We start from the raw sequence: 20,695 nt of genomic DNA on the forward strand, positions 1-20,695 counted from the left end.
GCCTGCCTCGCACAGAACACGGCGCGCCGATGGGGGTCCCCTCGCTCGAGCGAAGTCGAGCGTGGGGGCGATCGCGGTCGCCCTGCTCTCCGCCGTCTGCGGTGCTCTGCCCGCGGCCCAGGCCCAGGCCCAGGAGCAGGAGCAGGAGCAGGAGCAGCCGCAGTCGGGCGCGGCGGCGGGTGTGCGGCAGGACTTCAACGGCGACGGCTACGACGATCTCGCCACGGGCTCCCCGTTCGCCACGGTCGGCGGGAAGAAGGCGGCCGGTTACGCCGCCGTCGTGTACGGCTCGGCGCACGGGCTGGACCTCGCGAGCAAGAAGGTCATCACGCAGGCGTCATCGGGGATTCCCGGTACGCCCGAGGCGGACGACCGCTTCGGCGGCCCGCTCATCACCGGCGACCTGGACGGCGACGGCTACACCGACCTGGTGGTGCCCGCGACCGGCGAGGAATGGACCTGGGGCGGCCAGACGCGTACGGGCAGTCAGACCGTGCTGTGGGGTTCCGCCGCGGGCCTGACCGGCGGAACGATCCTGCAACCGGAGCGCGCCTTCGCCTCCCACTACAGCATTCCGGGCGACTACGACGGCGACGGCCACACCGACCTCGCCCTGCCCGGGGGCGTGCGGTTCGGCCCCTTCACCCGGGAGGGCCTGCCCGCCCGGACCCAGGCCGGCTCCGTCCACGCATACGACGACTCGCTGCTGGACATGGCGGCCGGGGACGTCGACGGTGACGGCCTCACCGATCTCGTCTCGCTGACCATGCCGGCCGACTGGGAGCCGGGCGACCAGAGCTCGGGCCACAGCCTCAACTACCTCCACGCCACGCGGAACGGCTTCGAACCGCTCACCGTGCTGCGGGACGGCCAGGGCCACAAGATCGAGGGCGGCGAGGACATCGAACTCGGCGACGTGAACGGCGACGGCCGTGACGACCTCGTCTTCGGTCGGCCCCGCCCGGCCAACAGCAACGAGGAGCCGAGCGACCCGAGCCAGTACGGCTCCCGGATCGGCGTCGTCCTGGGCACCGCGCAGGGCCTGCCGTCCGGGGATCCGCGCATGATCCACCAGGACACTCCCGGTGTACCGGGCGTCGGCGAGGCGGGCGACCTCTTCGGCGCGTCCGTCGAGGTGGGCGACGTGAACGGCGACGGCTACGCCGACATCGTGGCCGGCAACCCCTACGAGGACTTCGCCGGAGTGGACGACGCGGGCACGGTCGCCGTGATCCCGGGCGGGGCGTCCGGCCCGACCGGCGCCGGTTCGAAGGTGTTCAGCCAGAACACGACCGGTGTCCCCGGCACCGCCGAGCGCCGTGACTACTTCAGCGAGGCCGTCACCCTGCTCGACGCCGACGGCGACGGGCGTGCCGACCTCGTCGTCGGCGCCCCCGGCGAGAACACGAACGCCGGCTCGGTGTGGGCGTTCCGCTCCACCGCCTTTGGGGTCACCGCCACGGGATCGCTCGCCTTCGGTGCCAAGGCCCTCGGCACGACCCCGGACGGTGCCCGACTGGGGGCCGAGTTCCCGCACTGACACCGCGAGCGGCTCCTTCTCGTCCGGCGCGACCACCATGGGCCTGCCCGCGACCGACGCCAACTTCGGGGCCGCACTGGCCGACTGACATCCCCCCACGGACATCCCCCCACGAAACGACAGGAGACCACCATGAACAGGCGCAGGACAACGTGGCGTACGGGCCTCGCCGTCGTCCTTGCGGTGACCGGGGTCGCCGCCCTGCCCGCCGCCCAGGCGGCCGGGGAGACCCCGTCGGTCACCATGAAGCTCCAGGACGACTTCAACGGCGACGGCTACTCGGACGTCGCGATCGCGGCGCCCGAGGCGACCGTCGACGGTAAGACCAAGGCCGGGTACGTCGCCGTGCTGTACGGGTCGGCGAACGGGCTCCAGACCTCGTCCAAGCAGGTCATCAGCCAGAACACGACCGGCGTCACCGACTCCGCCGAGAGCGGCGACCTGTTCGGCAGCGCGGTGAGCAGCGCCGATCTCGACCAGGACGGGTACGCGGACCTGATCGTCGGCGTCACCGGCGAGGACTCGGTCGAAGGGGGCGCCGAGACCGGACTCGTGCAGGTCGTCTGGGGTGGCGCGAACGGGCTGTCGGGCGGGGCGCCGCTGGCGTACGGGCACCACACCTACGACCGGCTCAGCGCCCGCGGCGAGCTCACGGTCGGTGACGTGAACGGCGACGGGGCGACGGACCTGGTCGTCGTGGAGAGCCTCACCCGACTGCGGGTCGTCAAGGGCCCCTTCGGGCGGGACGGTGCCACGAACGGCGGGGAACAGACCGTCCGTGACGACTCCGACCCCCGCTTCCTCGACCTGGCAACCGGTGACGTGAACGGCGACGGCATCGACGACGTCGTCGGAACCATGCACGACGGCGACGAGGGCGACGCCCGCCGCATCACCTACTGGCAGGGCACGCCGGACGGGCTCGGGGAGAAGACCGTGCTCCTCGACAGCAGGGGTTGGCGAGTACAGGGCGGCGAGTCCCTCGACCTCGGCGACGTGAACGGGGACGGCTACGACGACATCGTGGTCGGCCGCTACGACGGCGCCGACAGCGACGTGTCGACCCCGATCCCCAAGGGCGGCCGGGTCGCCTTCGTGCCGGGCTCCGCGAACGGGCCGGTGGGTACCGAGGCGATGTACGTGAACCAGGACAGTGCCGGTGTTCCGGGCGCCGCCGAGCAGTACGACCGCTTCGGCGCGGACGTGTCCGTCGCGGACGTCAACGGCGACGGCTACGAAGACGTCGCGGCCGGCGTGCCCTTCGAGGACTTCAACGGGCTGACCAACGCAGGCGGCGTCGTCGTCCTGCGCGGCAGCGCCGCCGGTCTGACCGGCACCGGCGCCACCGGGTTCAACCAGGACACCATCGGCGTGCCGGGCGCAGCGGAGAGCTACGACGTCTTCGGCGCCGCCACCCACCTCGTCGACGCCAACCACGACGGCCGCGCCGAACTCGTCGTCGGTGCACCGGGGGAGAACACGAACGCCGGGTCGGTGTGGGTGTTCAAGTCCACGTCGTCCGGGGTCACCGCGACCGGCTCCTTCACGTTCGGCGCCGGGACCCTCGGCACGGTCGCCGCGAACGCGAAGCTCGGGTCGAGCTTCAACTACTGATCAGTTACTGATCAGACATCAGACCCGTTGTGGCAAGGGCACGTTCCCGTGCCGCAACGGGTTTTCTGTTGTCTCCCTGTTTGTCATGCACGCGAAGTATGCCGTTCAACGGGTGGTCCGCCCAGAAGCGTGAGCATCCGAAGTGTCCAAGAGGCCCGCGAGACAGGGGAGTTCGTCGATGACCGGTGTTATCGGATCCGTATCGCCCGACCGACGTCGCTTTCTGACCGCCGGAGCCGCCGTGCTCGGCGCCGCGGCCTCCGCCCAGCTGTGGCTGCCGACCGCCGCCCGGGCCGCCGAAACGCCGCTGCCCGACGGCGTGTTCAGCCTCGGCGTGGCCTCCGGTGACCCGCTGCCCGACGGCATCGTGCTGTGGACGAGGCTCGCCCCGGACCCGCTGAACGGCGGCGGGATGCCCGACGCCACCGTCTCGGTCGAGTGGGAGATCTCGGAGGACGAGCGGTTCAGAAAGCCGGTGCGCCGCGGCGTCGCCCAGGCCCGGCCCGAGCTGGGGCACAGCGTGCACGTAGATGTACGGAAGCTGCGCCCGGGCCGTACGTACTGGTACCGCTTCCGTGCCGGCGGCCGGCTCTCGCCCATCGGCCGCACCCGCACCGCGCCCCACCCGTACAGCTCCGGCGGCCATCTGCGCATGGCGCTGGCCTCCTGCCAGAACTGGCAGCACGGCTACTTCACGCCGTACGCCGACATGCTGGCCCAGGCCCCCGACTTCGTCCTGTTCGTCGGCGACTACATCTACGAGTCCAGGCCGTCGGCAACGGCCCTGCGCAAGCACGAGGGCACCGACGAGCCGTACACCCTGGTCCAGTACCGCAACCGGTACGCCCAGTACCGCACCGACCCGGACCTCGCCGCGATGCACGCGAACGCGCCCTGGGTGGTCACCTTCGACGACCACGAGGTCGACAACGACTTCGCCGGCGAGATACCGCAGGACCCGGGCAAGCAGCCGCACGACGCCTTCGTGGCCCGCCTCACCGCGGCCTACCAGGCCTTCTACGAGCACATGCCGGTCCGGGCGAGCGCCATCCCGAACGGCCCGCACATCCAGATGTACCGCCGCCTGGAGTTCGGCCGCCTGGCCCGGCTCAGTGTGCTGGACACCCGGCAGTACCGCAGCGACCAGGCCACCAGCCAGGAAGGCGCCCAGGACCCCTCGCTCACCATGCTCGGCGCCGAGCAGAAGCAGTGGCTGCTCGACGGACTGCACCACTCGCCGGCCCGCTGGAACCTGATCGGCTCGCAGATCATGATGGCCGAGACCGATCTCCAGGTCGGCGAGGGCAAGCTCTGGTACTACGACGCCTGGGACGGCTACCAGGCCGAACGCAACGCCCTGATGCAGGAGCTGAAGCAGGTCCGCAACCCGGTCGTCTTCACCGGCGACCGCCACCTCACGATGATCAGCGACCTCAAGGAGGACTACGCCGACCCGGACTCCGACGTCGTCGGCGCCGAGTTCGTGGGGACGTCCATCTCCGCCAACGGCGACCAGGACCAGGCCGCCTTCCACCGGGAGTGGGACCCGCGCCTGCCGGACAACCCGCACTGGAAGCTGCTCGACGCCCACCGCGGCTACCACCTCTTCGACATCCGCCGCGACGGCATCGACGCGCAGGTGAGGATCGTGGACACGGTGCGCCAGCAGACGGCCACCCCCAGCACGCTGGCGCAGCTGCGGGTCGAGGCGGGGCGGCCGGGCGTCGAGGTCGTGTAACTCCTGTCACTCCGGCAACTCCTGCAACTGCCGCAACTCCCGTAACGCTGGGAGTGGGACCTGGGACTCATCCGTGTCCCAGGTCACTCTCAGCACAGTCTCAGGAAGTGCTCTTACTGTCCTCTGACCATGGAGACGGACTGTACGAGAGACGAACTCCCGGCCAACGGCAGCATGATCACCCCGCTGCCCACCGGGACCCGCCTGCTGCACATCGGCCCGCACAAGACGGGCACCACCGCGATCCAGGGCGCGCTGTTCGCGGCGAAGGACGAGATGGCCCGGCACGGCGTCGAGTGGCCGGCCACCACCCGGCACCCCATGGAAGCGGTCCTCGCCGCCTGCGCCCGCACCGGAATGATGGGGGACACCCCGCCCACCGAGCGGCACTGGGGACGGCTGCTGGAGCAGGTGCGCGCCACCGGCCGGCGCACCTCGGTGATCAGCAGCGAGTTCTTCGCCGACGCGCCCGACGACGACACCGTGGCACGGATTGTCGAGCAGCTCGGCGGCGACCGTGTGCACATCCTGGTCACGCTGCGCCCGCTGGCGCGGATCATGCCCTCGCAGTGGCAGCAGTACGTGCAGAACGGCCTGCGCATGGGCTACGAGGACTGGCTGGAGCACATGCTCAGGAAGCCGCCGTACGACAGGCCCAACCCCAGCTTCTGGCATCGGCACCGGCATGACCGGCTGGTCGAGCGCTGGGCCCGCGTGGTCGGCCCGGAGCGGGTCACCGTCGTCGTGGTCGACGACCGGGACCGGGAGGGCCTGATGCGCACCTTCGAGGCGCTGCTCGGACTGCCGGCGCATCTTCTGCGGCCCGTTCCGGACGCGGCGAATCGTTCGCTCACCCTGGCCGAGACCGAAATGCTGCGGAATCTTAATAAGGAATTCCGTGCCAATGAACTGCCCGAGGAGCTCTATTCACAGCTCGTTCGGAACGGCGCCGTGATGCATATGAAGAACACGTGCACTCCCGGTCCCGGTGACGTGAAGATCTGCACTCCGCAGTGGGCCGTCGAGGCCGCCGCCGGGATCGGTGCGGAGATGGCGGAGAGTATCGGGAGAACGGGGGTGCGGATCCTCGGCGACATGCGCCTTTTGTCCGCCGTGCAGCTGTCCGCCGTGCAGAAGCCCGCGACCCGAACCGACATGGAGCCGCGCATCGCCCCCGAGGTCGCGGCTCAGGCGCTGTACGGAGCCCTCGCCGCCGCGGCCGCCGCGCCCGTACGGCACACCGCGGCCGCCAAGTCGCGTACTGTCCACCAGACGTCGTCGACGGAGCTTGTGCGGGTACTCGGCCATCGCTGCCTCAAGCGGCTACGGCTTCGGTGAACCTGTGCGGTTACTCACAGCAATTCCCCAGGACGTCCGGAGGGGTGCCCGACAATGACCATGCGTGCAAGGTGAATGACAGGTTGCGCGCACATATGCAGGCGGGGGCGCTCACCTTGCACTGCGGTAACCCCAAGTGGGACCATTTCGAAGTTCCCAGTCGCCACAAGGTAGGTCACCTGTGTCCCAGCACATAGCCAAGCCCCGTACCACCGCAGTGATCCTGGCCGGTGGCACCGGTCAGCGGGTGGGTCTGTCGATCCCCAAGCAGCTGCTGAAGATCGCCGGCAAGGCAGTCATCGAGCACACGCTGACCACCTTCGAGAAGGCCGACTCGATCGACGACATCATCGTGCTGATGGCCCCGGGCTACGTCCCCGACATCGAAAAGATCGTCGCCAAGGCCGGGTTCACGAAGGTCAAGAAGATCATCGAGGGCGGCTCGACCCGGAACGAGACGACCGAGCGCGCCATCGACGCCCTCGGCGAGGGCCTGGCCGAGGGCGAGGACCTCAACGTCCTCTTCCACGACGCCGTCCGCCCCCTGCTGTCACAGCGCGTGATCGACGACTGCGTGGTGGCGCTGGAGCGCTTCCAGGCCGTCGACGTCGCCATCCCGTCCGCGGACACCATCATCGTGACCCGCACGCACGGTGAGGACGGCGAGTTCATCACCGAGATCCCGGACCGCTCCCGGCTGCGCCGCGGCCAGACGCCGCAGGCGTTCAAGCTGTCCACGATCAAGCGGGCCTACGAGGTCGCCGCCGGTGACCCCAACTTCCAGGCCACGGACGACTGCTCCGTCGTGCTCAAATACCTGCCGGACGTGCCGATCCACGTCGTCGCGGGTGACGAGTACAACATGAAGGTCACCCAGCCCGTCGACGTCTTCATCGCCGACAAGCTCTTCCAGCTGGCCTCCACCGCCGCCCCCGAGCAGGTCAGCGAGGAGGCCTACCGCCAGCTGCTCACCGGCAAGACCATCGTCGTCTTCGGCGGCTCCTACGGCATCGGCAAGGACATCGCCGAACTCGCCGAGTCCTACGGCTCCAAGGTGTACGCGCTCGGCCGCTCCACCACCGGCACCCACGTGGAGAACCCGGAGGAGGTCGACGACGCGCTGTCCAAGGCGTACGCCGAGACCGGGCGCATCGACTACGTCGTCAACACCGCCGGTGTGCTGCGCATCGGCAAGCTCGCCGAGACCGACAACGCCACCATCGAGGAGGCGCTGAAGGTCAACTACCTCGCCCCGGTGCAGATCGCGCGCTCCTCGTACAAGTACCTGTCCGAGACCAAGGGCCAGTTGCTGCTGTACACCTCCAGCAGCTACACCCGCGGTCGCGCCGAGTACAGCCTCTACTCCTCGACCAAGGCCGCCATGGTGAACCTCACCCAGGCCCTGTCCGACGAGTGGGCCGGCGACGGCATCCGCGTCAACTGCATCAACCCGGAGCGCACCGCGACCCCGATGCGCACCAAGGCCTTCGGGCAGGAGCCCGCGGGCAGCCTGCTCTCCTCCGAGGCCGTGGCCCGCACCTCGCTCGACGTGCTGCTGTCCGAGCTGACCGGCCATGTCATCGACGTCCGCCAGCAGGACCCGACGGCGCCCGCCGGAAAGGCGTCCGGCTTCGAGCAGGCGCTGGCCAGTGTTCTGGACCGCCAGGACGGCGTGGCATAATCAACAGTCAATAGCCTTATGGAATTCAGGCCTCTGCGATTCTTCGTTCACGAAGAATTCACAGGGGCCTGAGTCCTTAGCCCCTCAGACCGGCCCCTCTCCCTGAGCAGGTTCTCCGTGATATCCACCGCTATTCGCGTCGCCCGGGTGGGCAGCGCGGCCGAGCTGGCCGCGGCGGCCCTCATGATCCTGGGTTTCCCGGCGCTCATGCTGGCCGCGCTCGTCCCGAGCGTTCCCGCCTTCGCGGCCGCGGCCGCCGTGACGTACCTGGCGGACCACTATCTGCACCGCAAGAGCAGCTATCTGGTCAACCGCCTGAGCAAGGTCCGGGCCGGTCTGTCGATCCGCTTCCTGATCAGACAACTGCTGCTGATCCTGCTGCTGGCCCGGCTCGGTTTCGCGGACGACCTGATCTACTACGGCGCGATCGCCTGCTTCATCGCCTTCTACGGCCTTCAGGCCCCGCACGGCGCGCTGGTCACCCTGATCCGCAACCGCCGCCGTATGCCGGTCGCCACCCGCAACGTCGACCTCGCCTCGCGCATCCGTATCCCGGACGCCCCGCCGCGCAAGCTGCTGCACCGCTCGGCGGAGAAGATGCTGCACATCGACCTCGCGGCCGTCGCCGGCATCCTGGCCTCGGCGGCCACGGAGTCGGCCGGGTTCGGCTTCCTCGGCATCGGCTTCACCATCGGCCTGGGCACCTCGTACGTCGTCGCGCTCGTGCCGTACGTCCGCGGAAGGAAGATCCCGCCGAAGGCCGACGCCGTCCTGGCCGCCGTCGACGACTGGCTGGCCGAGTACCGGCCCGAGACGGTGCTGTACTTCTCCGGCTCCAAGGACTCCGCCTACCAGGTCAACATGTGGCTGGAGACCATGGAGCAGCTGGACTCCAAGCCGCTGATCATCCTGCGCGAGCGGGTCATCCTGAACAACCTGGCGCCGACCACGGTCCCCGTCATCTGCGTGCCCGGAGGCGTGCACCTGATGAACCTGGACCTGTCGAACGTGCGCGTCGCGCTGTACGCGGCCAACGTCGGCAAGAACATCCACCTGCTGCGCGTCCCCACCATGAAGCACGTCTTCATCGGCCACGGCGACAGCGACAAGCTGGCCAGCGTCAACCCGTACAGCAAGGTCTACGACGAGGTGTGGACCGCCGGGCGCGCCGGCCGCGACCGCTACGCCATCGCCGACGTCGGTGTCCGCGACGACGACATCGTCGAGGTCGGCCGCCCGCAGCTGGCGCCGATCCAGGGCTGGAACGGCGTCCCCGAGGGCACCCGCGGCGGAGCCGCTGATGGACGCTGCCCGACGGTCCTCTACGCGCCGACGTGGGAGGGCTGGGACGGAAACCCCGGCAACACCTCGATCGTGCTGGCCGGCGAGAACATCGTGAAGAAGCTGGTGCAGGCCGACCCGCCGGTCCGCGTCCTGTACAAGCCGCACCCCTTCACCGGCACCGTCAGCGCCGAGGCCAAGGCCGCCCACCAGCGGATCGTCGCGCTGGTCGAGCGGGCCGGCGCCGAGCGCGCCACCGACTCGCGCTTCCAGGTCGACGCCGCCGCGCAGGCCGCCGCCAAGGCCGAGCTCGCCCGCATCGAGGCCCGCCTGGCCGAGCTGTCCGGCAAGGGCAACGGCAAGGGCGGCAACGGCAAGGGCGACGAGGCCGAGGCCACCCGCGACGGCCTGGTGGACGTCGCCAGGCACGAGGAGATCGCCCGGCTGCGCGCCGAGTGGAACACCGCGTACTGGCGCTCCTTCGGCAGCCACGAGCACCGCGTCATCTCGGGCGCCGAGCCGCGCCTGTACGACTGCTTCAACGTCTCCGACGCGATGGTCTCCGACATCTCCAGCGTGGTCTCCGACTTCATCGCCAGCGGCAAGCCGTACGCCGTCACGGACTCCGCCGAGCTGGGCGTGGAGGAGTTCAAGCGGCAGAACACGGCGGTGCGCGCCGCGACGATCCTGTCCAACAGCGCGGCCGAGCTGGGCGGCCTGCTGGCCGCCGTACGCGACCCCGCGTCGGATTCGCTGGCCGAGGACCGAAAGGACCTCAAGCGGTACCTGCTCGGCCCGGACGAGCCGACGTCCATCGAGCAGTTCAACACCGCCGTGGCGAACCTCGCGATCAAGGCCGAGACGCGCAACGTCGGCCAGGAGTCACGGCTGGCGGCCGGAGCCGCCGAGGCCGAGCCGGCGACCGTACCCGCGCAGCGCGTGGCGGCGGCCGGGGACGATGTGACCGCCTGACCTGCACCACCAACGGCGCGGCCCCCGAGGAGAACTCCTCGGGGGCCGCGCCGTTTCTCGTGGGCCTCTTACGTTTCCCGAATAGCGTGACCCCATGTCAGTTCCGCGATGTGATCCGGGTCACCAAAACATGGGCGTGAGGCAACCGCTTGCAAGACCCAGCCGTCTACCAAGTAGCGAATGAGGCGATACGGGGGAAATATCCCGTTGACAAGGGGGAAACGTGACCGTCACGCAGCCTGATGTGACTGTGATCATCGGGGCGTACGAAGCGATGCCGTACCTGGTCGAGTGCTTGGCGTCCGTCGAGGCACAGACCATCGACCCGGGGCGCATCGAGGTCATCGCGGTGGACGACGGTTCGACGGACGGCACGGGGGAGTGCCTGGAGGAGTTCGCGGCCCGCGTGCCGATGCCGGTGACCGTGATCCGGCAGGAGAACTCCGGGGGCCCCAGCGGCCCGCGCAACGTCGGTCTGGGCAAGGCGACCGGGCGTTACGTCTTCTTCCTGGACGCCGACGACCGGCTGGGCCCCGAGGCCCTGGAACGCATGGTCGCGATGGGCGACAAGAACGCCACGGACGTCGTCCTCGGCCGGGTCGAGGGCGTCAACCGCACCGCACCGAAGTCGATGTGGGGCAAGACGCTGGACCGGACCGACGTCTTCTCCTCCAACATCAAGTTCACGCTGAGCGCGCAGAAACTTTTCCGCCGCGAACTGCTGACCCGGCACAACATGCGCTTCGACGAGTCCCTGTGGACCGGCGAGGACGCGCTGTTCACGATGGAGGCCTATCTGCGGGCGGACGGCGTCTCCGTGGTCGCCGACTACACCTGCTACTACCTGGTGGGCCGCGACGACGGCAAGCACGTGACGAAGAGCGGCGGTTACGCCCTGCGCTTCGACTCCGCGCGCGCCCTGATGAACCTGATAGCCGAGCACGTCCCCGCGGGCGACCGGCGCGATCTGCTCATGGTCCGCCCCTTCCTCATCACCCTGCTGCCGCAGTTCGGGCCCAAGTACGCCAAGGACAGCGAGAAGGTCAGGCAGCACAAGCTCGAACTGGCGGGGCCCTTGATGGACGCGCACTGGACGCCGGACATCGCCCGCCGCCTCAAGGTCGGGGAGCGACTGCGGCTGCACCTGGTCGCCGAGCAGCGCCCCGAACTCCTGCTGCCCGTCGTGGAGTTCATCAAGGCCAAGAAGCAGCCGGCGGCCCTCCTGGAGAAGAAGGGCCGCCGTGTCTACCTCGCCTACCCGCACTTCCGGGACGCGGCGGCCGGGATACCCGACTCCGTGTACCTCGCCGAACCGCGCGAGGCCCGCGCCTTCCCCGGCTACCGGGAGGGCGGCACGGACTCGTTCCTGCGGCGGGCGGTGCGCAAGGCGCGGCGGATGCTGCGGGCCTCGCGCGAGGCTACGCCGGGCGGGCGGGCTGCCCCCGCGTGAGGGAGCGGCGCTGATCGGGGATCTCGGCCGGGAGCTCCGCCGCCAGCCGCTCCTCCATCCGCGCCCGGTGCTCCTGCGCGGCCGAACACAGCGCCTGTACGGCCTCGTTGAAGCGCACCTGTGACGTGGGCTCGGCCGGCCCCAGCAGGTGCTGCTTCAACTCCTCGCGCGCCGCGGCCAGTTCGTCCTTCTCCGGGTGCCGGACCGCGTCCAGCAGCTCCGGCACCCCGGCCGCGTCCGGCGTCAGTACGGTCGCCGCGCGCACGGTCGGGAAGGCCTTGCGGAACACGTCCTCCGCGAGGCCGCTGGTGTTCGCCACGGCGTACGGCTTCCCGCTCGCCAGGAAGTCGCTGATCACGCTCGACACATCGCTGATGAGCAGATCGGCCCGGTTGAAGCAGGCGTACAGCGCGGGCCGGACGTCCGTGACGACCTGGTGCTCCCCCTCCGGCAGCGACGCCCAGTACGCCTCCTCCCAGGCGGCCGTGGCCCGTGCCACCGCCTCCGCCCGCCCCGGCTCCGGCGCCGCCTGGAGCATCATCCGCTCGACCTGATCGGCACTCGCCCGGACGACGGTCGTGGTGAGACGGTCCAACTCCTGGGCGCGCAGGGCGAGTTCACCGGTGTCGCGGGGCCGCTCGCCCGCCCGCTCCCGGTTCGCCGCCCTGATCAGCTCCCGGATGCGCAGATCGGCGGCCCCCGCGCGCGGATCCACCGACCCCGTCAGCGGATGCGGCTTGTACAGCAGCCGTACGCCGGGGTCCGCGAGCAGCGCCCGTACGAGGTTCTCGCCGGCCTCGACCACCGAGGTGTTGCCGGGGTTGCCGTCCCAGCCCTCCCAGGTCGGGGCGTACAGGACGGTCGTACACGCTCCGGCCGGCGGGCCCGCGTACGGCTGTACGGCGTCCAGCTGCGGGCGGCCGATCTCCACGACGTCCTTGTCCTCGACGCCGACCTCGGCATACGCATACCGCTCGCGCGCCGCGGGACCCGCCACCCACACCTCGTCGTAGGCCTTCGCGTACGGGTTGCAGGACGACAGCTTGTCGCTCTCCCCGTGGTTGACGAAGGTGTGCTTCAGCGTGGGGATGCGCAGGACCTGGGAGGTCTTGCCGGAGTTGGAGGGGTGGATGAGGACCTGGAGTGAGGACTCCTCCAGGCGCATCAGCGTGGAGACCTTCGGCAGGCAGAGGACCGGCACGTCGGTCGGCGCGATCTTCTGCACCATGAACCGCTCCCGCAGCACGATCAGCGGACGGCCGTCCAGCTGCGCGAGCGGCTCCAGCCACATGTTCGCCTGGTACGCCGAGGACGCGCCGCCGGAGAAGTACAGGCCGACCGTCGGCCGGTACTCGGCCAGCCAGGCGTCCAGCCACTGAAGCGCCTCCCGCTCGCCCGCCGGGCGACGGCTCGGCAGCAGCCGTACGAGAAGGTCGTGCAGGCCCAGCAGGGCGAGCCCGAGGGACAGCGCGATGCCGACGGCCGCGCAGCGAGGGTCGTCGAGGGCCGCCGTGGTCAGCAGGCCCGCCGTGGCCGGGAGGCCGAAGACCAGCAGGCGGGGGCCGGGGCGGCGCAGCAGAAGGGGCGGGGCGGGGGACAGGCGCAGTGCGGAGGCGTCGATGTTGCGGGTGACCACCGGCAGGGTGCGGGTGCGGCGGACCAGCACCGAGACCGCCTGGATCGCGCAGTGCAGGGCGTAGAAGGCGAGGAGGCCCGCGACCAGCGGGGCGTACAGCGTCTCCCGGTGCTGCTCACCGAGCCGCAGCAGGGCCACGACCAGCAGCAGGTCCCGCAGCACATGCCGCACGGTGATGTCCGCGTGCGACTTGGCGAACAGCGACAGCATGCCGCGCTGCCAGCGCAGCAGCACACCCTCGACGACCAGGGACGTGACTGTCGCGGCGAGCAGCAGCGGGACGTGCGGGCGCAGCGCCGCCACGGCCTGGGCGCAGAAGGCGGCGGCCAGGAGAGCCGTGACGAGCGCTCTCACCGGGAGGCGGGACAGGGGTGTGGGCAACTGCGGTCACTCCAAGGTCGGGGTGGGACGTGGTGCGCCCGGGTTAACGCGTACCGACCTCCGGACGACACGCGAGTGTCCGGATGGTTTGGAGTGGCCGAGGCTGCCTGAACCCCGCCCCTATTGCCGCAAGCCTGCCCCTATCGTCCCGACTGCAGCGCCCGGCGGATCGGGCCGCCCACCACACGGCGGGCCCGGCGGTAGACGGACGCCGCGGGGGGCCCTGCGCTCGGCTTGCCGGTGCGGGCCAGTTCGCGCCGCAACCGGTCGTTGTCCGTGGCGAGTTGGGTGATACGGCTCTGCAGCCAGCCGAACCTGGTGGTGAGCGAGGCGAGGTCGGCGTCGTTCCAGGGGCGGATGCCCGCCGGGAAGGCCAGCGACCGCATGCGCTCCTCGAAGGCGGCGCCGCCGTCGCCGTGCGTGAACGTGTTCTCCAGGCCGTTGTTGTCCAGGAACGCCGTGAACCGCTCGAACCGCTCCTGGTGGCCGCTCATCAGGGCGCCGAATTCGGCCTCCTCGTACAGCGACGCCGGGTCCAGGTCCTCGGGCAGCTTGTCGATCCGGCGGTGCGGGATGCCGAAGTAGCGGCACAGCTCCAGCGTGCGCGAGTCGCCGCACAGCACCGTCGCCGGTGTGCCCGCGAGCAGCGCGGCGATATTGCCGTGGATGCGGGAGCCGAAGGAGAAGTCGAAGGCGCGCAGGTCGTCGATCCAGGTGACCGGGTCGACGTAGACGCGGACCTTGTCCTCTTGGTACATCGGGTGCTCGGGATGCGTCGGCATCGCCGTCACCAGGCCGTTCGGGTCGGACAGGTCCCGCCAGTGCAACTGCCGTGCGTCGCTGATGTTCTGGCCGATGAAGCGCAGGTTCGGGTAGCGGGCGTGGGCGCGGGTGATGACCTGGTCCAGGCCCTGGGACTTCACCGCGCTGTGCGAGCCGTTGACCGCGATCCTGGAGCCGGGGACGAGGGCCGGCTCCCGCTTGGTGACGGTGAGTTCCTTGCCGTACATGAACAGCGACGGGCAGCCGATGACCTCGACGTCCCGGAAGCCCAGGTCCTTGAGGTACTTCTCGGTGAACTCGCCCCGTACGCCGATCGAGGCGCTGCGGTCCAGCACCGCCGAGACGAACTCGCGCACGGAGGACTCGATCGGCTTCAGCCGCGCCGCGTTGTAGCCGAGCCCGGCCTGCGCGCCGACCCCCACCACGACCACGGGGATCCGCAGCTTGCTGATCAGTCGCGTCAGCCGCTTCAACTGCGCCTCGAACGAAGGCCGGAACGCGTTGGCGAGCGGGACGACGAAGGCGTCGTACTCCTCGTTGATCCGGCCCGCCGCCGAGACGTCGGTGCGGATGCCGTTCGAGACGACCTCGGTGTGCGGGGTCTCGAGGATCTTGTGGGTGGCGTCGCTGAAGATCAGGTTGCCGGAGTTGGTGGCGATGACGTCCCGGTGGAGGGCCTCTTCCACGGAAACGACGTCGTAGGGGCTCTTGCCCGAGCGGAGAAGGAGGCGCTTTCCGCGCTGAACCTGGTGAGCATGGTGTGACACATCGTTCAAAATAAGTTTGCTCTGTCGTTATTTTCTACAGGCAACCGACACAACCTTTTTGCCGTATGCGACGCGTGAGCAAACCGTTACCGCTCGCCTGTCCGGAGGCTGGAATCCCCGCGCGCCGAACGATCCGCTTCGCGTAGATTGCCGAGCAGGGAACCGGGACCCACGTGAGGGGAAAGAGCACAGGTGGCAGGGGCAAGGCAGGGTGTGCGCGAGGCCCGCAGGGTCGTCGTCAAGGTGGGCTCCTCGTCGCTGACGACCGCGTCCGGCGGCCTGGACGCCGACCGGGTCGACGCGCTGGTCGACGTCCTGGCCAAGAGCCGCAGCGGCGGGGAGCGGGAGATCGTCCTCGTCTCCTCCGGCGCCATCGCGGCCGGACTCGCCCCGCTGGGCCTGCGCCGGCGCCCCAAGGACCTGGCCCGCCAGCAGGCCGCCGCCAGCGTCGGTCAGGGCCTGCTCGTCGCCCGCTACACCGCCTCCTTCGCCCGGTACGGCGTCCGCGTCGGCCAGGTACTGCTGACCAGCGACGACATGAGCCGCCGCGCCCACCACCGCAACGCCTCGCGCACCCTCGACAAGCTCCTCGCGATGGGCGCGTTCCCGATCGTCAACGAGAACGACACCGTCGCCACCGACGAGATCCGCTTCGGCGACAACGACCGGCTCGCGGCCTTGGTGGCTCATTTGGTACGGGCGGATCTGCTGGTCCTGCTGTCCGACGTGGACGGCGTCTACGACGGCGACCCCAGCAAGCCGGGGACCTCGCGGATAGCGGAGGTGCGCGGGCCGTCGGACCTGGCCGGGATCGAGATCGGCAGCTCGGGCAAGGCCGGTGTCGGCACCGGCGGCATGGTCACCAAGGTCGAGGCAGCCCGGATCGCGGCCGCCGCCGGTATCCCCGTGGTCCTGACCAGCGCCATCCACGCCGCCGAGGCGCTGCACGGCGGCGACACCGGCACCTACTTCCACGCCACCGGCAAGCGCTCCGCCGACCGCCTGCTCTGGCTCCAGCACGCATCCACCCCCCAGGGCTCGCTGACGCTGGACGACGGCGCGGTACGGGCGGTCGTCGAACTCCGCAAGTCGCTGCTCCCCGCCGGAATCGCCGCCGTCGAGGGCGAGTTCAGCGCGGGCGAACCGGTCGAGCTGCGGGACAGCACGGGACGTGCCATCGCGCGCGGGCTGGTCAACTTCGACGCCAAGGAGATCCCGCAACTGCTCGGGCGGTCGACGCGGGAACTGGCGCGGGAGCTGGGTGCGGAGTACGAGCGCGAGGTCGTACACCGGGACGATCTGGTGATCCTGCAGCCCTGAGCGGCGCGTGGGGGGGGGCGACGCCACCTCCGGGCCCCCGGCCGAGGACCCGGACCCCCGGCCGCTGCATTGTCCCGGGGGCCAACCCCCGGACCCCCGGCCGAAAACAGGGTGAACGCCCTGACGCACAAGTCGCCCTGAGGTGGACGTTCCGCAAAATGGCCACGCGAGCCCTTGCGGCCTGCTCAACTTTGTCTCAGGGACATTCCGCACGACCACCGAGTCGGTCACTGCGTAGAGGAGGCCGTTGTGAGACGAGTGCGCCCTGGGGCGGCGGCCCGCAGTGCCGGAGGGGCCTCGTCCCGTGCGGCCGGTGAGGAGCGTGCCTTGACGAGCGTCGCCGCCGGCGACCGGTACGAGGAGCCCAAGGACCTGCCCCGTCTGTGGCACGTCACCCTCAGCGTCTCCGGCCAGGAGGCCCCGCTGAAGGAGGTACGGCGCGCCCTCGAACAGCTCGCCCACGACCATCCCTTTCTGCTGACCAGCAGGTACGCCCACGACCACGCCGAGATCCGCTACTGGGAAGAGGCCCGCGACCTGCACGACGCGGCCGCTGTCGCGCTGCGGCTGTGGGGCGAGCACCGGCAGAGCGCGGGACTGCCGCCGTGGGAGATCGTCGGCCTGGAGGTCATCGACCGCGAGACCTACCACCAGCGGCTCGCGGAAGGGTACGGGCCGCTCCCGGCGACCCCGGTGGGCGTCCATCCCTTTTGAGCTCCTTGAGAGGCCTGTGGGCTTGTCTCGGGGTTTGGAACGAGCGAGGGACCGGCCGCGCAGTCGCACTACCCTTCTTTCATGACCACGCTCTCGCCGTACGACTCCATGTCCCCGGTCACCCAGGCCGCCTACCGCGCCAAGGCCGCTGCCGCCGACCTCGCCCCGCTGCCGCGGGCCGAGAAGGACGACGCGCTGCTCGCCATCGCGGACGCCCTGGAGGTCCGTACGAGCGAAATCGTCGAGGCCAACGCCAAGGACATCGCCAAGGCCCGCGAGGCCGGCACCAGCGAGGCGATCATCGACCGGCTGACGCTCACCCCGGAGCGGGTGCGGGCCATCGCCGCCGACGTACGGGACGTCGTCGCGTTGCCCGACCCCGTCGGTGAGGTCGTCCGCGGGTCCACGCTCCCCAACGGCATCGACCTGCGCCAGGTCCGCGTCCCGCTCGGCGTCGTCGGGATCATCTACGAGGCCCGCCCGAACGTCACCGTGGACGCCGCCGCCCTCTGCCTGAAGTCCGGCAACGCCGTCCTGCTGCGCGGCTCGGCCTCGGCGTACGAGTCGAACACCGCACTCGTCCGGGTGATCCGGGACGCCGTCGGCGGGGCCGGGCTGCCCGCCGACGCCGTGCAGCTGGTGCCGGGCGAGAGCCGAGAGAGCGTGCGCGAGCTGATGCGGGCCCGCGGGCTGGTCGACGTGCTGATCCCGCGCGGCGGCGCCTCGCTGATCCAGACCGTCGTCTCGGAGTCGAGCGTCCCGGTCATCGAGACCGGCACCGGCAACTGCCACGTCTATGTCGACGCCCACGCCGACCTCGACATGGCCATCGAGATCCTGATCAACTCCAAGGCCCACCGCGTCAGCGTCTGCAACGCCGCCGAGACCCTCCTGGTCCACCAGGACATCGCCCCCGAGTTCCTGCCGCGCGCCCTGGACGCCCTCGCGGACGCCGGGGTGACCGTGCACGCCGACGAAAGGGTGCTGGCGTACGCCAAGGACTCCAAGGCGACCGTCGTCGAAGCGACGGCCGAGGACTGGGAGACCGAGTACCTGTCCTACGACATCGCCGCCGCGGTCGTGGACTCGCTGGACAAGGCCGTCGAGCACATCCGCCTGTGGACCTCCGGCCACACCGAGGCCATCGTCACCACCTCGCAGCAGGCCGCTCGCCGGTTCACCCAGCTGGTCGACTCCACGACGGTCGCGGTGAACGCCTCCACCCGCTTCACGGACGGCGGCCAGTTCGGCTTCGGCGCGGAGATCGGCATCTCCACGCAGAAGCTGCACGCCCGCGGGCCGATGGGCCTGCCGGAGCTGACCAGCACGAAGTACATCGTCACGGGGGACGGGCACGTACGGCGCTGACGTTCTTGGTGCGCGGGGGCGCGTCGGAGGGCTGGCCGGCGCGGGGCGCGCGGCCAGGGCATATGCGTCCGACACGCGCCCCCGGGCTGCCTCCGTGCCGCACGCGAGGCGTCTCACAAGGCGGATGAATTTCCATACCGTCTGCCCAAATTGACCCCCCAGGACTACTCTGGATCCGTGCCGGAGGACGTGGGGGGCACGCCGTTCCCTGACGGCTGGGAGCCCGACGACGACCACGACCGCGGGGTGTCGGACGAAGAGTTCGCCTCCGTGGTCTTCGACGAGGCCTTCGTACGGGCGGCCGTGGTGCACGAGCCGACCGCCGTCGAGCGCCTCCTGGCCGCCGCCCAGGCGAGAGCGGAGGCCTCCGAGGCGGAAGCGCGCCGCGCACTCGGCCGGGGCGAGCGGTACGACGACGGGTACGGCCCCGACGACCCCACCGGTTTCGGCCATGATCCCGAGTTCGACGATCTGGACGACACGGACATGCTCGAGGGCCGATACGGCGCCCCCGGGGCGTACGGCAAGCAGGTCCGCTGGCACCGTCCCGTCGCCTGGGTGCTCGCCCTCGTGATGGGCATCGGCATGGTCGCGCTGGCTTTCGCGGCGGTCTACCGCGGGGCCTCCTCCAGCGGCCGGGACCAGATCACGCCGCCCGCGTCCACCGGGCTCGAGCAGGGCAGCGGAGCGGCTCCCTCCGCCTCCGCCGACCACTCCCGGCCGGTCATATCGGCGATCCCGCGCACGCCCTGAACGGGCCTGATCGAGGGCCTGAGCGTTGCTGAGAGCTGCCTGACCATCCTGGTGAGAACCTGTCAGAACTTGTCGTGTACCAGGGCGTTTACCGGGCCTCCCCGCGACCTACCCTGAAGATATGGGAGGGCTTGGAGACCCACCCGAGGGGACGCCCGAGGGCGGCCCCGGAGGTGGCGAGGACGAGTACCGATCCGTCGTCTTCGACGAGTCGTTCGTCCGTGCTGCCCGCCTCCAGGAGTTCTCCGCGCAGGAGCGCATGGCCGACCACGCGCCCGCCGTACGCCGCCGTCCACCCCTGCGTCGGGGCCTGTCCCGGCAGGCGCTCATCCTGGTCCTGTTGATCGCCGTGGCCTTCGGTACGGCGATCTATATGGGTGTACGGCATCCCTACCAGGGCCCCGCCAGTTCCCGGCCGCCCGCCGAGCCCCTGCGGATGACCGTCATCCCGCTCGCCCCGCAGGGCAAGGTGCCCGGGGCGAGCGACACCGACCGCCTGTACGCGCAGAGTCCCGCCGCGCAGTTCCGCATCGGCGCGGAGGGCATTCCGCTGCCGGCCGCGCGGCGTACCGCGCACTTCTCGGACAGTCAGGTGACGAGTGCGCTGAGTATCGCGAAGGACTACATCGTGCGGTCCTCGCTGTATCCCGAGGTGCTCACCGGGGACCAGGTCCGTCCGGTGCGAGTGCTGCTCGATCCCGACCAACTGGACCAGTTCGACCAGAGCTTCAGCCATCCGGCCGCGGACGGGCGGCATGCGCCGACCGGGTGGCTGGTTCGGTTCGATCCCGCTCAGGCCGAGCTGGCCGATCGCAAGGTCCGGGTGCAGGGCACGCTGCAGGCCGCGGAGACGGACTCGTCCACGCTCGAGGTCACGGCCGATCACACGTTTGTGTATGCGCTGCGGGCGGTGGACGCCGGGGGGAAGGCCGCCGAGGCCTCGCTGTTCACCGTGCGGCGGGAGCTGCACTTCCGGTTCGACCGTGAGGACCTGCGGCTGAATCAGGCGCAGGTGATCGTCTCCTATGTCCAGGCGGGGCCGCTGTCCTGTGCCGAGGACTCCACGAACCGGCTGCATCCGTTGCTGGCGGGGCAGACGGCGAAGGAGGGGGGACCGGCCGGGACCGATCCCTATGCCACGGGTGGGGCCACGGCGCTGTGCGGGTCGTTGGCGACGGGCTCCCAGCCGAAGGTGTGAGCCGGGCGGCCCGCGGCGGAGCCGCTGACAGATGCGGCCGCCCCCGCCGCCCCTACCCGTCTCATCCTGAAGGGGCTCCGCCCCTTCGACCCCGCCAGGGGGCTTTGCCCCCTGGACCCCCATCGGCCCTGAACGGGCCTCGTCCTCAAACGCCGGACGGG

The 20,695-nt window shown here is 70.4% G+C and carries 14 protein-coding genes; 12 read left to right on the forward strand and 2 right to left on the reverse strand.

What is annotated here, in order from left to right:
* The first annotated feature begins 61 nt into the window (after positions 1-61).
* The 7 genes from ADL12_RS25410 to ADL12_RS25440 all read left to right on the forward strand — a co-directional run bounded on the left by ADL12_RS25410 (position 62) and on the right by ADL12_RS25440 (position 11,614).
* Entirely contained in the window at positions 62-1,540 is a 1,479-nt protein-coding gene (locus ADL12_RS25410; protein WP_062705497.1) for an FG-GAP and VCBS repeat-containing protein, read from the forward strand.
* Between the two features lie 132 nt (positions 1,541-1,672).
* Positions 1,673-3,154, forward strand: coding sequence for an FG-GAP-like repeat-containing protein (locus ADL12_RS25415; protein WP_062705499.1), 1,482 nt, complete (start codon positions 1,673-1,675; stop codon positions 3,152-3,154).
* Positions 3,155-3,332: 178 nt separating this feature from the next.
* Entirely contained in the window at positions 3,333-4,892 is a 1,560-nt protein-coding gene (locus tag ADL12_RS25420) for an alkaline phosphatase D family protein (RefSeq protein ID WP_062705501.1), read from the forward strand.
* 129 nt (positions 4,893-5,021) lie between these two features.
* Positions 5,022-6,230: a hypothetical protein gene (locus tag ADL12_RS25425; RefSeq protein ID WP_062705503.1), complete on the forward strand. Its 1,209-nt coding sequence runs from the start codon at positions 5,022-5,024 to the stop codon at positions 6,228-6,230.
* Between the two features lie 181 nt (positions 6,231-6,411).
* A complete protein-coding gene (locus ADL12_RS25430) occupies positions 6,412-7,911 on the forward strand; it encodes a bifunctional cytidylyltransferase/SDR family oxidoreductase (RefSeq protein WP_062705504.1) in 1,500 nt (499 codons plus the stop codon).
* Between the two features lie 147 nt (positions 7,912-8,058).
* The gene (locus tag ADL12_RS25435) at positions 8,059-10,164 is read left to right on the forward strand and encodes a hypothetical protein (RefSeq protein ID WP_062705505.1); all 2,106 of its coding nucleotides are present in this window, start codon (positions 8,059-8,061) and stop codon (positions 10,162-10,164) included.
* A gap of 223 nt (positions 10,165-10,387) precedes the next feature.
* Complete coding sequence (locus tag ADL12_RS25440; RefSeq protein ID WP_062705506.1) at positions 10,388-11,614, forward strand: glycosyltransferase family 2 protein; 1,227 nt, start codon at positions 10,388-10,390, stop codon at positions 11,612-11,614.
* On the opposite strand, the gene ADL12_RS25445 is transcribed toward ADL12_RS25440, so the two are convergent.
* Both ADL12_RS25445 and ADL12_RS25450 read right to left on the reverse strand, forming a co-directional pair.
* Positions 11,583-13,631 (reverse strand): hypothetical protein, encoded by a 2,049-nt coding sequence (locus tag ADL12_RS25445; RefSeq protein ID WP_062705507.1) that lies wholly within the window; start codon positions 13,629-13,631, stop codon positions 11,583-11,585. The two genes, ADL12_RS25440 and ADL12_RS25445, sit on opposite strands and share 32 nt — an antisense overlap.
* Positions 13,632-13,771: 140 nt before the next feature.
* Positions 13,772-15,181, reverse strand: coding sequence for a polysaccharide pyruvyl transferase family protein (locus ADL12_RS25450; protein ID WP_062705527.1), 1,410 nt, complete (start codon positions 15,179-15,181; stop codon positions 13,772-13,774).
* Positions 15,182-15,373: 192 nt separating this feature from the next.
* On the opposite strand from ADL12_RS25450, the gene proB reads away from it, so the two are divergent.
* The 5 genes from proB to ADL12_RS25475 all read left to right on the forward strand — a co-directional run bounded on the left by proB (position 15,374) and on the right by ADL12_RS25475 (position 20,534).
* Positions 15,374-16,501 (forward strand): glutamate 5-kinase, encoded by a 1,128-nt coding sequence (gene proB / locus ADL12_RS25455; protein WP_079052270.1) that lies wholly within the window; start codon positions 15,374-15,376, stop codon positions 16,499-16,501.
* 258 nt (positions 16,502-16,759) lie between these two features.
* Positions 16,760-17,215: a hypothetical protein gene (locus tag ADL12_RS25460; RefSeq protein ID WP_079052271.1), complete on the forward strand. Its 456-nt coding sequence runs from the start codon at positions 16,760-16,762 to the stop codon at positions 17,213-17,215.
* A gap of 81 nt (positions 17,216-17,296) precedes the next feature.
* The gene (locus tag ADL12_RS25465) at positions 17,297-18,583 is read left to right on the forward strand and encodes a glutamate-5-semialdehyde dehydrogenase (protein WP_062705511.1); all 1,287 of its coding nucleotides are present in this window, start codon (positions 17,297-17,299) and stop codon (positions 18,581-18,583) included.
* Between the two features lie 177 nt (positions 18,584-18,760).
* Positions 18,761-19,336, forward strand: coding sequence for an SCO2584 family spore wall biosynthesis protein (locus ADL12_RS25470; RefSeq protein ID WP_062705513.1), 576 nt, complete (start codon positions 18,761-18,763; stop codon positions 19,334-19,336).
* A 121-nt stretch (positions 19,337-19,457) separates the two neighbouring features.
* Entirely contained in the window at positions 19,458-20,534 is a 1,077-nt protein-coding gene (locus tag ADL12_RS25475; protein WP_062705516.1) for an SCO2583 family membrane protein, read from the forward strand.
* Positions 20,535-20,695: the final 161 nt, after the last annotated feature.

It is taken from the genome of Streptomyces regalis (assembly GCF_001509475.1).
Classification (GTDB): Bacteria; Actinomycetota; Actinomycetes; order Streptomycetales; family Streptomycetaceae; genus Streptomyces; species Streptomyces regalis.

Bases quoted from the DNA above. Each gene is read 5' to 3' on its own strand.
- ADL12_RS25415 (WP_062705499.1), top strand. From the start codon at position 1,673: ATGAACAGGCGCAGGACAACGTGGCGTACGGGCCTCGCCGTCGTCCTT.
- ADL12_RS25420 (WP_062705501.1), top strand. From the start codon at position 3,333: ATGACCGGTGTTATCGGATCCGTATCGCCCGACCGACGTCGCTTTCTG.
- ADL12_RS25425 (WP_062705503.1), top strand. From the start codon at position 5,022: ATGGAGACGGACTGTACGAGAGACGAACTCCCGGCCAACGGCAGCATG.
- ADL12_RS25465 (WP_062705511.1), top strand. From the start codon at position 17,297: ATGACCACGCTCTCGCCGTACGACTCCATGTCCCCGGTCACCCAGGCC.
- ADL12_RS25475 (WP_062705516.1), top strand. From the start codon at position 19,458: ATGGGAGGGCTTGGAGACCCACCCGAGGGGACGCCCGAGGGCGGCCCC.